The sequence below is a fragment of the Streptomyces sp. AHU1 genome (assembly GCF_045343905.1).
Classification (GTDB): domain Bacteria; phylum Actinomycetota; class Actinomycetes; order Streptomycetales; family Streptomycetaceae; genus Streptomyces; species Streptomyces triticiradicis.
On the sequence record NZ_CP174283.1, the window covers coordinates 4,333,216 to 4,349,380 of the forward strand.

Below are 16,165 nucleotides of genomic sequence, written 5' to 3' on the forward strand. Positions count from 1 at the left end.
GACGGCCACCGGAGCGCCACCGGACAACCCCCCGGTCCACGGGGCGTTCCTTCCGCACCACCCGCCCCCCGGCAGGTCGACGCGAATGCGCCCCCGATACGCTCCCCCAGGACGCCCTTCGCGCCCTCAACTCGTATGGTGGGAGCCCTGATTGCCCTCACGACGGGCCGTCGATTTTCAGCCAAATCGGTGATGGACGGACAGCTCCGGACACGCTCCGTACAGGCCTTGCGCACCGCTTCGGCAACGCACAGTCCGGGAGGCGGAGTTCGCCCCCCGGACCGGTCCGCCGCCCGCGGGGATGTAGGCGGCGGTGTCCCCCAGCCCACTGGATCCAGTACAGCGGGCCGACCCACGCAGGTTCCATGGAAGCGCTCCCCCCGGTGGCCGGAGAAGAGCGCACGGACGGGCGCACGGCCACACAACGGGAGCACATCGCAACAGTCCGTACAGTCGTACGGACCACAATCCCGCCAACCGGACGTACGCCCCTTAACGCTGGGGATCGGGCGAACTACGCTGGGTTTACGAATGCCGCGTGGTTATGCCAGTGCGGCAGCCGTCTGTGTCGAGGGGTGGCGCATGTCCAGGGAGCAACGCGGGCCGAACGAGAAACTCGGCGCCGTTCTCGCCCTCGCGGGAATCAGCAACGCAGGACTCGCGCGCCGCGTCAACGACCTCGGCGCCCAGCGCGGGTTGACACTTCGCTACGACAAGACGTCGGTGGCGCGCTGGGTGTCGAAGGGCATGGTGCCGCAGGGCGCCGCGCCGCACCTCATCGCGGCCGCCATCGGCCAGAAGCTCGGCCGCCCCGTGCCGCTCCACGAGATCGGCCTGGCGGACGCGGATCCCGCGCCGGAAGTCGGACTCGCCTTCCCCCGTGACGTCGGGCAGGCGGTGCGGTCGGCGACGGACCTGTACCGCCTCGACCTCGCCGGGCGCAGAACGGGCGGCGGCATCTGGCAGTCCCTGGCCGGCTCCTTCGCCGTGAGCGCCTACGCGACGCCCGCCTCGCGCTGGCTGATAACCCCGGCCGACAGTTCGGTGGCGCGCGAGGTGAGTCCGAACGACGGCTCCGGAGCGCCCCTGAAAGTCGGCCACAGCGACGTGCTGAAACTCCGCGAGGCGGCCGAGGACGCCCGGCGCTGGGACTCCAAGTACGGGGGCGGGGACTGGCGTTCGTCCATGGTGCCCGAGTGCCTGCGGGTCGAGGCGGCGCCCCTGCTGCTCGGCTCCTACTCCGACGAGGTCGGCAGGGCCCTGTTCGGCGCGTCGGCGGAACTCACCCGCCTCGCGGGCTGGATGGCCTTCGACACGGGCCAGCAGGAAGCCGCGCAGCGCTACTACATCCAGGCCCTGCGGCTGGCCCGCGCGGCCGCCGACGTGCCCCTCGGGGGCTATGTCCTGGCCTCCATGTCCCTCCAGGCGACCTACCGGGGCTTCGGCGACGAGGGCGTCGACCTCGCCCAGGCCGCCCTCGAGCGCAACCGCGGTCTCGCCACCGCCCGCACCATGAGCTTCTTCCGGCTCGTCGAGGCACGCGCCCACGCACGCGCGAACGACGCCCAGGCGGCCGGCGCGGCGCTGAAGGCGGCCGAGGGCTGGCTGGAGCGGGCCCGCGACGGCGACAACGACCCCTCCTGGCTCGGCTTCTACGGGTACGACCGCTTCGCGGCGGACGCCGCCGAGTGCTACCGCGACCTGAAGGCGCCGCGCCAGGTACGCCGCTTCACCGAGCAGGCGCTGTCCAAGCCGACGGAGGAGTTCGTGCGGTCGCACGGGCTGCGCCTGGTGGTGTCGGCGGTCGCCGAGCTGGAGTCCGGCAATCTGGACGCGGCGTGCGAGCAGGGCGTGCGCGCGGTGGAGGTCGCGGGGCGCATCTCCTCCGCGCGCACCACCGAGTACGTGAAGGACCTGCTGCACCGGCTGGAGCCGTACGGTGACGAGCCGCGCGTGGTGGAGCTGCGGGAGCGGGCCCGTCCGCTGCTGATGGCTCCGGCGTAGCCGGGACGAGGCGCCCGGCGGTCCGGGCGCGGGCAGGACGCCGCGGCCGGACCGCCGGGCGTGAGCAGGGCGCCGCGGCCCCGCGGCGCGAAAAAACGCGGGGCGCCGTCCCCGGGTTTGAGGGCACTGTCAGTGGCGCAGTGCACTATCGAGGCCGGGAGGTGGTGCGGGTGCGGAGCGCCTACGACTGCGATGTGCTGGTGATCGGCGGGGGGATCGTCGGCCTGTCGACGGCGTACGCCATCACGCGGGCGGCGCCGGGCACGCGGGTGACGGTGCTGGAGAAGGAGCAGGGACCCGCCCGGCACCAGACCGGGCGCAACAGCGGGGTGATCCACAGCGGGATCTACTACCGCCCCGGCTCCCTGAAGGCGCGGTACGCGGTCCAGGGTGCCGCGGAGATGGTCAAGTTCTGCGCGGAGTACGGCATCGCCCACGCCGTCACCGGCAAGCTGATCGTCGCGACGGAGAAGTCGGAGCTGCCCCGGCTGCACGGGCTGGTGCAGCGCGGCCGGGAGAACGGCATTCCGGTCACGGAGCTCGGCCCGGCCCAGCTCACCGAGCACGAACCGGAGGTCCGGGGCCTCGCCGCCATCCACGTCGGCACCACGGGCATCTGCGACTACGTGGCGGTGGCCCGCAAGCTCGCGGAGGCCTCCGGGGCGGAAATACGGTACGGGGCGGACGTCGTGCGCGCCGACCGCCGCCCCGGTCTCGGCGTCGCCGTGCGCACGGCCGACGGGAGCGTCGTCCGCGGCCGGGTGCTCGTCAACTGCTCGGGGCTGCACTGCGACGAAACGGCCCGGCTCACGGGGGACGACCCCGGGATGCGGATCGTCCCCTTCCGTGGCGAGTACTACACGCTGGCGCGGCCGGAGCTGGTGCGGGGCCTGGTGTACCCGGTTCCGGACCCCGCGTTCCCGTTCCTCGGCGTCCATCTCACCCGGGGCATCGACGGCGGCGTCCACATCGGCCCCAACGCGGTGCCCGCGCTCGCCCGGGAGGGATACGGATGGGGAGTCGTCCGGCCCCGTGAACTGGGCCGGACGCTGTCCTGGCCGGGTTCCTGGCACATAGCGCGGCGGCACTGGCGCTACGGGGCCGGGGAGCTGCGCCGGTCGGTGTCGAAGGCGGCGTTCACGGAGGCGGTGCGGCGGCTGCTGCCCGCGGTGACCCCGGAGGACCTGGTCCCCGCCGCCGCCGGGGTCCGCGCCCAGGCGGTCCTGCGCGACGGCACCCTGGTCGACGACTTCCTGATCAAGGAGGGCCCGAGGACCGTGCATGTACTGAACGCGCCGTCCCCGGCCGCCACCGCCTCCCTCCCGATCGGCCGGGAGGTCGCCCGCCGGGCACTGGCGTCCTTGGCGGCGACCTGAGCGGCCCACCCGCCCGGCCACCGTCCCCCCGCCGCCACGGCGGCCCGCACCCCGGCCGTGGTGGTCCGTCCGGCGGCCACGGCGGCCCGCCCTCTCGGCCTGGCGGCGGCCTGAGCGCTCCACCCTCCGGATGACGCCGTCCACGACGGTCCCCACCCCGACCGCACTGGTCCACCCGCCAGCCGTGGCAGCCCACCCGCTGACCCCAGCGCCCCGTCGGCCGGGCTCGGGCCCACCCGCCGACCGCCACGGCCCACCCGTCGGCCGTGGCGGCTCGCCAGGCGGCCCCGGCAACAATCCTGTTGTCGGCCCTGGCGGCACTCCCACCCGTCACGGCGCCCCGCCCGCCGTCCTCGGCGGTCCGCCCGGCTCCGGGGGCCGCCCGGCTTCGAGGGGGATGCCCCGGCTCCGGGCCAGGTCCGCTCCGGGCTTGCTGCAGCGCCCGTAAAATCGACCCCACTGTGTCTGATTTCCTCGACTCCACCGAAGAGACCCGGCCCGCCTCCGCCGAGGACGGCTCGCCGCGTCACCACCGCGCCAAGGGCGAGCCCCGCTTCCCCGACGGTCCGCAGGCGGATCCCGCCGGCTCGCACTTCGAGCGGCGGATCCGGAGTTTCCAGCCGCGCCGGAGCCGGGTGACGACCGGACAGGCGGACGCGTTGCAGCGGCTGTGGCCCAAGTGGGGTCTGGACATCGACGGACGGCGGACGCTCGACCTGGCCGAGCTGTTCGGGGCGGACGTCCCCGTCGTGCTGGAGATCGGCTTCGGCATGGGGGAGGCCACCGCGCAGATGGCGGCCGACGACCAGGGGACCGGCATCCTCGCCGTCGACGTGCACACCCCCGGCCAGGGCAACCTGCTCAACCTCGCCGAGCGGAACAGCCTGACCAACATCCGTGTCGCCAACGGCGACGCGATCATCCTGCTCCGCGAGATGCTCCCACCCGACTCCCTGAACGGTCTGCGCGTCTTCTTCCCCGATCCCTGGCCCAAGAAGCGGCACCACAAGCGGCGGCTGATCCAGCCGGAGTTCCTGGACCTCGCCGCGACCCGCCTCGCGCCGGGCGCGCTCGTGCACTGCGCGACGGACTGGGAGCCGTACGCCGAGCAGATGCTCGAAGTGCTGAGCGCGCACCCCGCCTTCGAGAACACCCGGCCGGACGGCGGTTTCGCGCCCCGTCCGGAGTTCCGGCCGCTGACCCGTTTCGAGGGCCAGGGACTGGACAAGGGTCATGTGGTGAACGACCTCCTCTTCCGCCGCGTACAGCATCGAGACCAGCACGCCCCGGGCGACTGACCCGCACACACCCGTCGGCGTCCGCCGGGAATTCCCGGGGACTCCCCTTGCCGTCGCGGGCCACGCCCTCCCTCGTTAGGGTCAATGCCGTGGCCATCCATCCCCCGTATCCGACCCGGCCCGCCGGACCCGCCGGACCCGCGCCGAGACATCCGCACTGGTGGCAGCGCGGATGGGTGCGCTACGGAGCGCTGATCACGCTGCTCGCGATGTCGGGGCTGGTGATCCTCGCCCTCGTCCGCGAACAGACCGGCACCGAGGGCTTCCTGGTCGGCCTCGGGCTGGCCGTGTTCCCCGTGCCGCTGCTCGTGGCCGCCTTCCGGTGGCTGGACCGGGTCGAGCCGGGCCCCTGGCGCAACCTGCTCTTCTCCTTCGCCTGGGGCGCCTGCGCGGCCGCGCTCATAGCGATCGTCGCCAACAGTTTCGCGACCCGCTGGATAGCCATGACGACCGCGGACCCGTCCGGCGCGGACACGCTCGGCGCGACCGTCATAGCGCCCGTCGTCGAGGAATCGGCGAAGGCGGCGGCCGTCCTGCTGGTCTTCCTCTTCCGCAGACGGGACTTCACCGGGATCGTCGACGGTGTCGTCATCGCCGGGGTCACCGCCACCGGCTTCGCCTTCACCGAGAACATCCTCTATCTCGGCAACGCCTTCGGCACCGACCGGCTCAGCGGGGAGAGCGGCCTCGCCTCCGTCACCGCGGCGACCTTCTTCGTCCGCGTGGTGATGTCGCCCTTCGCGCATCCGCTGTTCACCGTGCTGACCGGCATCGGCTTCGGCGTCGCGGCGCTGTCCCCCGAACGCCGGCGCGCCCGCCGGGTGCTGCTCCCCCTCACCGGACTGCTGCTCGCGATGGGCATGCACGCGCTCTGGAACGGCTCGTCCGGCTTCGGCCGGTTCGGGTTCTTCGGTGTGTACGCCGCGTTCATGGTGCCCGCGTTCGGGCTGCTGACCTGGCTCGTCGTCTGGACCCGGCAGCGCGAACTGCGCACCGTCCGTACCGAGCTGCCCGTGTACACCGCCGCCGGATGGCTGGGCGCGGCCGAACCGTGGGTCCTCGGCTCGATGCGGGCGCGGCGGCTCGCCCGCGAGTACGCCGGCCATCACCTCGGCAAAAGCGCGGCGCGCTCGGTGGCGGAGTACGAGGCGTACGCGACCTCGCTGGCGTTCCTGCGCCACCGGGGGCGCAGGGGCCGTGCGGGCGCCGACTTCGTCGTACGGGAGCGCGAGTTGCTGGAGGAGCTGTGGCGCCGCCGGGAGATCGCCCGTCCGGCTCTCGCCTACGCGGCCGGTGCGACGGCACCGCTGCCCGCGCCGCCGCACTGGCCGGTCCACGGGTACGGGTACGTCGTCCCGCCCGCTCGGCCGTACGGCCCGCCGACGCGGGCGTCCGCTCCGGCACCGTATCCGGCGTACAACCCGTACCGCTCCTAGCGGGAAACGGCCCCGGCGCGTGGCGTGCCGGGGGCATCACCGGTGCCGTGTGCCAGGGCCCCGTCTGTCCGACCGTCCGGCCGCTACGCCGACGCCTTCGACAGCCGTGCCCGTTCCTCGTCCGTCAGCACCAGGTCCGCGACCCCCAGCAGGGCCGGGAGCTGCTCCACCGTACGGGCGGAGGCGATCGGCGCGGCGACCGTCGGCTGTGCGGCCAGCCAGGCGAGGGCCACCGTCGGGACGGCGACGCCGCGGTCCCCGGCGACCTCGTCGAGGGCGGCGAGGACCCGCTGCCCGCGTTCCGTGCCGAGGTGCTTGGCCGCGCCCGCCGCCCGGGGCGAGTCGACCGTCGTGCCGGGGCGGTACTTGCCGGTGAGGAAACCGGAGGCGAGCGCGTAGTACGGGACGGCCGCCAGACCGGCCCGGGAGGCGACCTCCAGCAGGGCGCCCTCGTAGGTGTCGCGCGAGACGAGGTTGTAGTGCGGCTGGAGCGCGACGTACCGGGCGAGGCCCTCGCGGTCGGAGAACTCCAGGGACTCCCGCAGCCGCTCCGGGGAGATGTTGGAGGCGGCGATGTGCCGCACCTTGCCGGCCCTCACCAGTTCGTCGAGGGCTCCGACGATCTCCTCGACCGGCACGTCCGGCTTGTCGAAGTGCGTGTAGTAGAGGTCGATGTGATCGGTGCCCAGGCGGCGCAGCGACGCGTCCGCCGCGGCCTTGATGTTGGCGGCTGACAGCCCCGGGTACGCGGGGTGCTGGCTGACCTTGGTGGCGACCACGATGTCCTCGCGGTTGCCACGGGTCTTGAGCCACTTGCCGATGACGGTCTCGGACTCGCCGCCCTCGTTGCCCTCGACCCACGCCGAGTAGGAGTCGGCCGTGTCGAGGAAGTTGCCGCCGGCGGCGGCGTAGGCGTCGAGCACGGCGAAGGACCGGGTCTCGTCCGCGGTCCAGCCGAAGACGTTGCCGCCGAGGGAGAGCGGGAAGACCTCGAGGTCGGACGAACCGAGCTTGCGAAGAGAAGTCATGTACGACCCCAACGCCCGTGCCGGACGGATGCATTCCGCACTCGTCCCGGACGGGCCGGTGCGTGGGGCCTCTCGTGCGCGCCCGACCGGTGGTCCTGACGTCGGAGGGGGGTGACGTCAGGACCGCCGGAGACCGGGGAGGACACGGGCACGGGACACGTCAGGAGCCGTGGGCGTCCTCGTCGGAACGGTACGGGTCGACGAACCGCACGGGTCGAGGAGCCGCACGGATCAGGGGTTGATGCCCTTGCTCTGGAGCCACGCCATCGGGTCGATGCCGGTGGCGGCGCCGCCGGGGTGCACTTCGAGGTGCAGGTGCGGCCCGGTGACGTTGCCCGTCGCGCCCACGCGTCCGATGACATCACCCGTGGCGACCTTCTGGCCGACGGTGACGCTGATGGACGACTGGTGGCAGTACCAGAGCTCCGTACCGTCGTCGAGGGTGAGGACCGTGCGGTAGCCGTACGCGCCGGCCCAGCCGGCCTCGGTGACGGTGCCGCTGTGGATCGCCTTGAGGAGCGTGCCGGTGGGCGCCGCGAAGTCGAGTCCGGTGTGGTAGCCGGAGGACCACATGGAGCCGGCCTCGCCGAAGGTCGAGGTCAGGGTGTACGAGGAGGTCGGCAGCGAGTAGCTCTTGGCGAGCTCGGCGAGGCGCTCCTCCTCGGCCTTCTCCTTGGCCGCCTCCTCCGCCTTCTCCTTCGCGGCGGCGGCCTTGGCCTCGGCCTCGTCCTGCTGCTTGGCGGCGAGCTCGACGGCCTTCTTCGCGGCGGCGGTCTGGGCCGCCCGCTGCGTGGCGGTGTCGGCCTGGTTCTGCTGCGACTGGGCCTGCTGCATGATGCGGTCGCGCAGCGCCTCACCGGCGTCGGCGGTGCCGTGGGCCGCGTCGGAGCCGGTCAGACCGGCGGTGGTGAGCGGAGTCGTGGAACCCTTGGGAGCGGTGCTGGTGGATCCGCTGTCCGATATCAGGGCCTTGGCCGACGCGGCGACCGACGACAGGTCGGGCAGCGAGATCGAGACGGGCGCCTTGCCCGGAGCGGCGCTGGCGATGCCGCCCCCTCCGACGGCGGCTATGACGCCGACGCCGAGAACCGTGGAGCTGCGGGCGAGTCCTCCGCCGCGCTGCTTGCCCGTGCGGTGCCGGCCGCGGACGGGAGCGACGGAATCCGCGGTGGGGTTCCACTCCTCCCAGGGGCCCTCGTCCTTGCCGTAGCCGAAGGTCTGCGGTTCGTCCGGCGTGAACGAGGCTGGCTGAGCGGGCCGGTTGGACGCCACCTGGGCGCACTCCTTTCCTTCCTTGCCGCCTACCGGGTTAGCTGACGGGTTCGGAGCAGGAAGGTCTCCTACGGGCGTACTGCCACCGTGTCCCCACGGCGGATTACGCTCGATTCACCCCACGAGATGGGTCCCCGGTTCCCTTGCGGGATTCGGCACGTGCGCACGGAGCCGCCTCTTGTGACGGTTGTGACGACCGCGCTGCGTTACCGAACGTTAATAGACCCGGGTACCGAATTCCAAGCTGTTCGGACTGATCATTAACGGCTTTCGGCCAGGACTTTGGGGTCATGAGCGATGAAAAACGGGCGAGTTGGCCTTTCACATGGACGGGATTTTGCCTGACGGCAAGTCAGCATCCGTACGGAGGGGCGTCATCCGACCACCACTCGTGACCGGGACCGGAAAGGCCAGGTCACGAAGCTCCCGCACGGATCGCGGGCCGGGGGAACACCGCCTGCCCGCCGGAGGAAATCACGGGCGGACCGAAGAACCCCAACCGGAACAAGCCGGAACAAGCAGCGATGAGCCGGAACAAGCCGGGAGAAGCGCGGGAGAACCGACGGGGACAAACACCTGGGGCCGGAACTCGTGAATCCGAGTTCCGGCCCCAGGCCTTCAGTAGCGGGGACAGGATTTGAACCTGCGACCTCTGGGTTATGAGCCCAGCGAGCTACCGAGCTGCTCCACCCCGCGTCGTTGACACCAGTGTACGCCATCCGCGGGACCCGGAGCACACCCGTTTAAACGCGCCCCTCGGGCGGGCGCGCGGACACCCGGTCCTACCGGGCCGGAAGGTGCAGGTTGGGGGCCTCGGCGCGGTCCGCGTACTCGGGGAGGACGACGACCTCGGCGCCCGCGGCGGCGAGGAGCCCGCTCCCGTCGGCGTCCGTGACGAAGGTGTCGGGCTCGCGCCAGGCGGTGACGACCCGCCGCACACCGGCGTCAAGGATGAGCCGGGCGCACGGCGCGGGCCGGGAGGCGCGGCGGGCGCACGGTTCCAGGCTGCTGTAGACGGTGGCGGCGGCCAGCCGCGGATCGGCCGGGTCGATCTTGGCGAGGGCGGCCTCCTCGGCGTGCACGACCGGGTCGCCGCCCTCGCGGGAGTGCCCCCGGGCCAGCTCGGTGCCGTCGGCCGCGACCACCACCGCGCCCACGCTGAACGCGGTCTTCGAGGGCGGGCACAGCTCCGCCAGCTCGCAGGCGAGCTCCAGCCACCGCCGGTCCGCGGCGGAGGCGAGCGGGCCGGTGCCGGGCGCGGTGGGGACGTACCGGATGAGCACGACGTCGCCGACGGGCCGGGTCTCCACCAGCCGCATCCGCCCCGGAGGGTAGTTCCCGGTCCCGAACAGCCGCGGCGCGTCCGACTGTCCGACGAAGAGGGGGGCGACGGCGAGCTGCAGTTCGTCGGCGAGCTGCTCGCGCACGAGCTGGGTGTGGACCTTGCCGCCCCCCTCGACCATGAGGCGGCGCACGCCCCGTACGTCGTGAAGGTGTTCCAGCAGCACGCGCCAGTCGAGTCCGGGTCCCGTCGGCACGACGTCGACGCCGGCGATGCCGCCCAGCAGGGCGGACGCCCGCCGCGCGCCCTCGTCCGTCGTGTAGAGGACCTTCTCGCCGCCCGTGTGCCAGAACTGCGCCTTCGGATCGAGCTCGCCGGAGCCGCTGACCGCGACCTTCAGGGGGTACTCGGGGCGGCCGTCGGCGACACGGGCCGCACGCCGCTCGGCGGAGTTGACCAGGAGCCGCGGGTTGTCCGTGCGCAGGGTGCCGGCGCCCACCAGGATCGCGTCGCTGGACGCCCGCACCTCGTCGACCCGGTCGAAGTCGGCCGGGCCCGAGAGCAGCAGCCGCTCGGGGCCGGTGTCGTCCAGGAAGCCGTCGAGGGAGACGGCGGCGGACAGCAGGACGTAGGGACGGGGCATCGGAACGCATCCTCCGGTCGCACGCGCACAGGAATCCGGGCGCAGTGGTTCAAGTTTTAAACAATACCTAGACTGGTCTCATGACGACCCGCTGGCTCTCCGCCGACGAACAGCGCGCCTGGCGCTCGTACATCTCCGCGAGCTCCCTTCTTGCGGACGCCATCGACCGCCGACTGCAGGCGGAGGCGGGGATGCCCCACCTTTACTACTCCATCCTGTCCCGGTTGTCCGAGGCTCCGGACCGGCGACTGCGGATGACCGACCTCGCCGAGGCGCTGAAGATCACCCGCAGCCGGCTGACGTACGCGGTGGCGCGGCTGGAGAAGGACGGCACGGTGCGCCGCGAGGGCTGCCCCACCGACAGGCGCGGGCACATGGCCGTCCTCACCGACGAGGGCATGACCCTCCTGGAGCGGGTGGCGCCCGCGCACGTCGAGACGGTACGGACGGCGGTCTTCGACCATCTGACCCCGGAGCAGGTGGGGCAGCTCGAGGAGATCTGCGGGACCATCACCCGGGCCATCCAGAACGGAGACCCCGGGACTCCCGGGGAGGATCTGCCCTGGCGGCGGCGCTCCTGCTCCTCGTGAGGCGCCGGAAGAGGGTGTGAACCCCGTTGCTTGAAGTTTTAAGCAGATGTAGGGTCTCGTTCCGAGGCTGTGCTTCAAATCTGAAGCACAGCCCGTACGAACCCGCCGGACGGAGAGACACCATGCGCGACCACCCCACCGCCACCGTGCGCACCCGCGTCCGCGTACCCCTGCGCTTCGGCGACGGCTACTCCGTCGACGCCGAGCTCGTGACCTTCCGCGGACTCGACGACGGCGAGGAGCACCTGGCCGTCGTCCTCGGCGAGATCGGCGCGAACCCGCTGGTGCGCCTGCACTCCGAGTGCCTGACCGGCGACGTGTTCGGCTCGGCCCGCTGCGACTGCGGACCCCAGCTGCGCGAGGCGGTGGAACGGATCGCGGACCACGGCGGCGTCCTGCTGTACCTGCGCCAGGAGGGCCGGGGCATCGGCCTCTACAACAAGCTCGACGCGTACGCCCTCCAGGACCAGGGCCTGGACACCTACGCGGCCAACGCGGCCCTCGGCCTGCCCGAGGACGACCGCGACTACACGGCGGCCGCCCAGATGCTCCGGGCCCTCGGCATCGACTCCCTGGACCTGCTCTCCAACAACCCGGACAAGGCCGAGCAGCTCCGCGAACTCGGCCTCACGGTCTCCCGCCGCGTGCCGACGGGCGTCTTCACCACCGACCACAACGTCCGCTACCTGCGCGCCAAGGTCCTCCAGACCCAGCACACCCTGCCGCTGCCGGAACTCACGGAGCGGGCGGGGCTCTCCGCGGGCTGACACCCCCAGGAACGAAGCGAGCCCCCGGTTCGGATCACTCCGAACCGGGGGCTCTTCCGTAGACCCTGTGGGACTCGAACCCACAACCAATGGATTAAAAGTCCACTGCTCTGCCAATTGAGCTAAGGGTCCCCGAACCGGAAAACACCGGCACGGCACACCGGAGCGCGCCGATGCATCCCCGAGCATAGCGGGACGCGGCCGGGACTCCGATCGGGTATCGGTGACCCGGCCGCGCCGAAGGCCCGCAAGGTCAGGGATCGACCGGTTCGGGTGCACCCTTGCGGGCGGCTTCCCGGGCGATCGTGCGCTGGTGCTCCGGGTTGAGGAACCAGTGCCGGGCCGAGGCCAGCCACCAGGCCGCGGCGAAACCGAGGACGACGAGGACGGCGACCGGGGCGTAGTTGAACGTCTCCCAGGTGACGGGGGAGACCTGGGGCAGCATGAACAGGACCGTGATGACGGCCACCCAGACGACCGCGACCACTCCCACGGGGCGGGACCAGCGGCCCAGGTGCCAGGGCCCGCGCTCGAAGTCGTCGCCCTTGCGCACCCGCAGCAGGGTCGGGATGACGTAGGCGACGTAGAGGCCGATCACCGCGATCGACGTCACGGCCGCGTAGGCCGCGTAGTTGATCAGGTACGGCAGGCCGAGCACGAGGGCGCCCAGCGCGGCCAGCCACACGGCCGCCACGGGGGTCCGCGTGCGCGGGTGCACCGTGTGCCACACCGAGGAGAACGGCAGCGCGCCGTCGCGTGAAAAGGCGTAGATCATGCGGCTGTTGGCGGTCACGGACGCCATGCCGCAGAACAGCTGGGCGCCGATCACCACGAGCAGCAGGAGCTTCCCGGCCGTCGCGCCGAGCGCGTCCAGCAGGATCTGCGCCGGGGGCGCGCCCGTCGCCGAGCCCAGCTCCCCGTCGTAGGACTGGATGGCGAAGGTGAAGCCGAGGAGCAGGACGAAGCCGGCGATCCACGAGGTCCAGATGGAGCGCACGATGCCCTTCGGCCCGGCCGTGGAGGCGTCGTGGGTCTCCTCCGTCATGTGGGCGGAGGCGTCGTACCCGGTGAACGTGTACTGGGCCATGAGGAGTCCGACGAGGACGACGTAGACCCCGCTGCCCCAGCCGGTGTTGTTGACGAACTCCGTGAACACGAAGTCCGCCGACTGGTGGTGGTCCGGCGCGAAGGTCAGCGCGCCGACGATGACGGCGACGCCGACGACGTGCCACCACACGCTGATGCTGTTGAGGAGGGCGACGATCCGCACCCCGAAGGTGTTGAGGAGTCCGTGCAGGATCAGGATCGCGCCGAACAGGAGGATCGTGCGGCCCGGCGTCACCCCGAAGTCGAACTGGAGGTTCAGGTAGGCGCCGAGGAACAGCGCCGCGCCGAAGTCGATGCCGGCGGTCACCGCGACCTGGCCGAGGACGTTGAACCAGCCCGTGAACCACGCCCAGGCCGCCGCGCTGCGTTCCGGGGCGAGCCGGTGCGCCCAGAAGTACAGCCCGGCGGACGTCGGATAGGCCGAACAGATCTCGGCCATCGCGAGCCCGACGAACAGCGTCATCAGCCCGACCGCGACCCAGCCCCAGGTGATGACGGCGGGACCGCCCGTGTTCATGCCGAACTGATAGAGCGTCAGGCAGCCCGACAGGACCGAGATGATCGTGAAGGAGACCGCGTAGTTGGAGAACGCCGACATGCGGCGGGCGAGAACCTGCGTGTAGCCGAGCTGGGCGAGCCGCTCTTCGTCCGACAGCCCAGTCACTCTGGCGTCATCTGTCATGCCCCCAGCGATTCCCTCGCCGGGGGCATGACATGCGCTGGAAAGGGCCCGCACTGGCCGGAAAAAGCCCATGCGTCCCCGCCGCCCGCTCCCGGTCTACGGCCGCTCCGGGCGCCGGGCACCGCGTACGGCCCCTTTCCGTGGCCCTGTCGGCAGGTCAGCGGGCCGATCCCGGCGCCGCGGAGGGGCCGGGCGACACGAAGGGCCCGTACGACCGAAGTCGTACGGGCCCTCGACGTTTCACGTCAGACCGTGTCAGCCGTTGCGCTTCCAGCGCGGCTTCTCGTCGCGGCGGAACGAACCGGCGCCCGTGGCGCGGTGGTCGTCGCGGCGGCCGGTCGGGCGGTCGTGGCCGGAGCGGAAGCCGCCGCCGGCGGGACGGTCGCCCTGACGGTCACGGTTGAAGGGACGGTCGCTGCCCCGGTGGCCGCCACGCTCGTCACGGCGCTCGAAGGAACGGCCACCGCGGTCGTCGCGGTTGAAGCCGCCACGGTTGTCGTCACGGCGCTCGAAGGAACGGCCGCCACGGTCGTCGCGGTTGAAGCCGCCACGGTTGTCGTCACGACGGAAGCCACCACGGTTGTCGTCACGACGCTCGAAGGAACGGCCGCCACGGTCGTCGCGGTTGAAGCCGCCACGGTTGTCGTCACGACGGAAGCCACCACGGTTGTCGTCACGACGCTCGAAGGAACGGCCGCCACGGTCGTCGCGGTTGAAGCCGCCACGGTTGTCGTCACGACGGAAGCCACCACGGTCGTTGTCACGACGCTCGAACGAACGGCCGCCACGGTCGTCGCGGTTGAAACCACCACGGTCACCGTCACGACGGAAACCACCACGGTCGTTGTCACGACGCTCGTAGTTGCCCCGCTCGTCGCGGCGCTGACGCGGCTCGTACGCGGGACGCTCGTCCGCCTCGACGACGGCCGGGGCGGCCGGGGCCTCGACGACGGCCTGCTCGGCGGCGGCCTCGGCGGCGGCCGCGACGGCCACCTCCGGGTCCTCGCCCCGCTCACGCGCGGCACGGGCGACCAGGCGGTCGGCCTCACCGCGCAGCTCGACGGCGCGGCGCTGCGCGCGCTCCAGCTCCTTGGTGAGCTGCGTGACCTCACGCTCGGCCTGCTGGGCGGCGTCGCCCGCGGACTGCGCCTGGACCTCGGTCATCGACCGGGCGCCGGTGATCTCGGCGACCTCGGGCTCGAAGGCCGTGCCCGAGTTGATGATGTGACGCGCGGCGTCGACGCCCGCGTCCTCCATCAGCCGGAAGATCTGGCGGCGCTGGTGCGGGAGCGACAGCGACACGACGGTTCCGGAGCGGCCCGCACGGGCGGTACGGCCGGAGCGGTGCAGGTAGTCCTTGTGGTCGCCGGCCGGGTCCACGTTCAGGACCAGGTCGATGCCGTCGACGTGGATGCCGCGGGCGGCGACGTCGGTGGCGACGAGCGCGTTGACGTAGCCGTCCTTGAAGTCGGCCAGCGTCCGGGTCCGCGCGCCCTGGGTCATGCCGCCGTGCAGCGCGTCGGCCTTCACACCGGCCTCGCGCAGCTGCTCGGCGATGCGGTCGGCGCCCAGCTGGGTGCGGACGAAGATGATCGTGCGGCCCTTGCGGGAGGCGATCGCGGCGGTGACCGGCGCCTTGTCCTTGGGCTTCACGATGAGGATGTGGTGCGACATGGTCGTGACGTTGCCCTGGGCGCTGTCGACCTCGTGCGTGACGGGGTTGCTCAGGTAGCGCTTGACCAGCGTGGAGATCTCGTTCTCCATCGTGGCGGAGAACAGCATGCGCTGGCCGCCGGCCGGGATCTGGTCGAGCAGCTCGGTGACCTCGGGCAGGAAGCCCAGGTCCGACATCTGGTCGGCCTCGTCGAGGACCGCGATCTCGGTGTTCTCCAGCGAGCAGGCGCCGCGGTTGATGATGTCGCGCAGACGGCCCGGGGTGGCGACGAGGATGTCGACGCCGCGCTCCAGGGCGTAGATCTGGTTGCCCATCGACGTACCGCCGCAGACGACCTTCATCTTCAGGCCGAGGACGTCGCCGTAGGGCTGCAGCGCGTCGGCGACCTGCATGGCCAGCTCACGGGTCGGCGTGAGGATGACGGCGCGCGGCTTCTTCTTCTCGGTGTGACCGCCGGCGAGCTGCGCCAGGGTCGGCAGACCGAAGGAGAGGGTCTTGCCGGAGCCGGTGCGGCCACGGCCGAGGATGTCCTTGCCGGCCAGGGCGTCCGGGATGGTCGCGGCCTGGATCGGGAAGGGGGTGGTCACGCCGTTCTGCGCGAGCTTGCGGACGACGCCCTCGGGGAGACCGAGGTCGGCGAAGGTGACCTCGGGGGTGGACTCGACGGTCTCGACAGCCTCGACCGCGTCGACGTTCTCGTCGTTCTCGGGCACGACGACGTGATCAGTACTGGAAACAGACATGCGAAATGCGAACCTTCCGGAGTTTCTTCGGCACGCGCCCAAACTCCGTGAAGTCGCAAACGACCGCCTCTATGCGGTCCGGCCACGGCAAGGGAGAGTACGCGCCACGCGGCGCTCTCTGCGGCGGCGCCGGGCAAATGGGATCAAACGATCTACTACCATACGCACCCTTCCCCCATGAAGGCAAACTGAGCCTCATACGACCAGGTGAGGGTGCGTTCTTGGCCACCTGCTCGCGTCCTCAAAGCTACCTCGCCCGCGC

11 protein-coding genes, 2 tRNA genes and 1 riboswitch are annotated in these 16,165 nt (G+C 71.8%); of the genes, 6 read left to right on the forward strand and 7 right to left on the reverse strand.

Features of this window, described 5'->3' with window-relative positions; translation table 11 throughout:
* Positions 1 to 582: 582 nt before the first annotated feature.
* From ACICHK_RS19320 to ACICHK_RS19335, 4 genes are all read left to right on the forward strand, one after another.
* Entirely contained in the window at positions 583 to 2,004 is a 1,422-nt protein-coding gene (locus tag ACICHK_RS19320) for an MFS transporter (RefSeq protein ID WP_151474092.1), read from the forward strand.
* A gap of 140 nt (positions 2,005 to 2,144) precedes the next feature.
* Positions 2,145 to 3,380 carry an L-2-hydroxyglutarate oxidase gene (lhgO, locus tag ACICHK_RS19325; RefSeq protein ID WP_406837895.1) on the forward strand — a complete coding sequence of 412 codons (1,236 nt, stop codon included), beginning with the start codon at positions 2,145 to 2,147 and terminating at the stop codon, positions 3,378 to 3,380.
* Positions 3,381 to 3,841: 461 nt separating this feature from the next.
* The gene (gene trmB / locus ACICHK_RS19330; RefSeq protein ID WP_406837896.1) at positions 3,842 to 4,678 is read left to right on the forward strand and encodes a tRNA (guanosine(46)-N7)-methyltransferase TrmB; all 837 of its coding nucleotides are present in this window, start codon (positions 3,842 to 3,844) and stop codon (positions 4,676 to 4,678) included.
* Between the two features lie 89 nt (positions 4,679 to 4,767).
* Positions 4,768 to 6,114 (forward strand): PrsW family intramembrane metalloprotease, encoded by a 1,347-nt coding sequence (locus tag ACICHK_RS19335; RefSeq protein ID WP_406837897.1) that lies wholly within the window; start codon positions 4,768 to 4,770, stop codon positions 6,112 to 6,114.
* Between the two features lie 83 nt (positions 6,115 to 6,197).
* Here ACICHK_RS19335 and ACICHK_RS19340 read toward each other — a convergent pair whose 3' ends face one another.
* The 4 genes from ACICHK_RS19340 to ACICHK_RS19355 form a co-directional block, all read right to left on the reverse strand.
* Positions 6,198 to 7,142, reverse strand: a complete 945-nt coding sequence (locus ACICHK_RS19340; protein WP_406837898.1) for an aldo/keto reductase — start codon at positions 7,140 to 7,142, stop codon at positions 6,198 to 6,200.
* A gap of 231 nt (positions 7,143 to 7,373) precedes the next feature.
* Positions 7,374 to 8,414 (reverse strand): M23 family metallopeptidase, encoded by a 1,041-nt coding sequence (locus ACICHK_RS19345; RefSeq protein ID WP_406837899.1) that lies wholly within the window; start codon positions 8,412 to 8,414, stop codon positions 7,374 to 7,376.
* Positions 8,415 to 8,425: 11 nt separating this feature from the next.
* Positions 8,426 to 8,582: riboswitch (cyclic di-AMP (ydaO/yuaA leader) on the reverse strand.
* A 454-nt stretch (positions 8,583 to 9,036) separates the two neighbouring features.
* A tRNA-Met gene (locus tag ACICHK_RS19350) sits at positions 9,037 to 9,110 on the reverse strand.
* A gap of 86 nt (positions 9,111 to 9,196) precedes the next feature.
* Positions 9,197 to 10,339, reverse strand: coding sequence for a dihydrofolate reductase family protein (locus ACICHK_RS19355; protein WP_151474098.1), 1,143 nt, complete (start codon positions 10,337 to 10,339; stop codon positions 9,197 to 9,199).
* Between the two features lie 80 nt (positions 10,340 to 10,419).
* On the opposite strand from ACICHK_RS19355, the gene ACICHK_RS19360 reads away from it, so the two are divergent.
* Entirely contained in the window at positions 10,420 to 10,929 is a 510-nt protein-coding gene (locus ACICHK_RS19360) for a MarR family winged helix-turn-helix transcriptional regulator (protein ID WP_406837900.1), read from the forward strand.
* Positions 10,930 to 11,051: 122 nt separating this feature from the next.
* Complete coding sequence (gene ribA, locus ACICHK_RS19365; RefSeq protein WP_406837901.1) at positions 11,052 to 11,696, forward strand: GTP cyclohydrolase II; 645 nt, start codon at positions 11,052 to 11,054, stop codon at positions 11,694 to 11,696.
* 59 nt (positions 11,697 to 11,755) lie between these two features.
* Here ribA and ACICHK_RS19370 read toward each other — a convergent pair.
* From ACICHK_RS19370 to ACICHK_RS19380, 3 genes are all read right to left on the reverse strand, one after another.
* Positions 11,756 to 11,828: transfer RNA gene (locus ACICHK_RS19370), tRNA-Lys, on the reverse strand.
* Positions 11,829 to 11,949: 121 nt separating this feature from the next.
* The gene (locus tag ACICHK_RS19375; protein WP_406837902.1) at positions 11,950 to 13,485 is read right to left on the reverse strand and encodes an amino acid permease; all 1,536 of its coding nucleotides are present in this window, start codon (positions 13,483 to 13,485) and stop codon (positions 11,950 to 11,952) included.
* Positions 13,486 to 13,740: 255 nt separating this feature from the next.
* Positions 13,741 to 15,903 carry a DEAD/DEAH box helicase gene (locus ACICHK_RS19380; RefSeq protein WP_406837903.1) on the reverse strand — a complete coding sequence of 721 codons (2,163 nt, stop codon included), beginning with the start codon at positions 15,901 to 15,903 and terminating at the stop codon, positions 13,741 to 13,743.
* Positions 15,904 to 16,165: the final 262 nt, after the last annotated feature.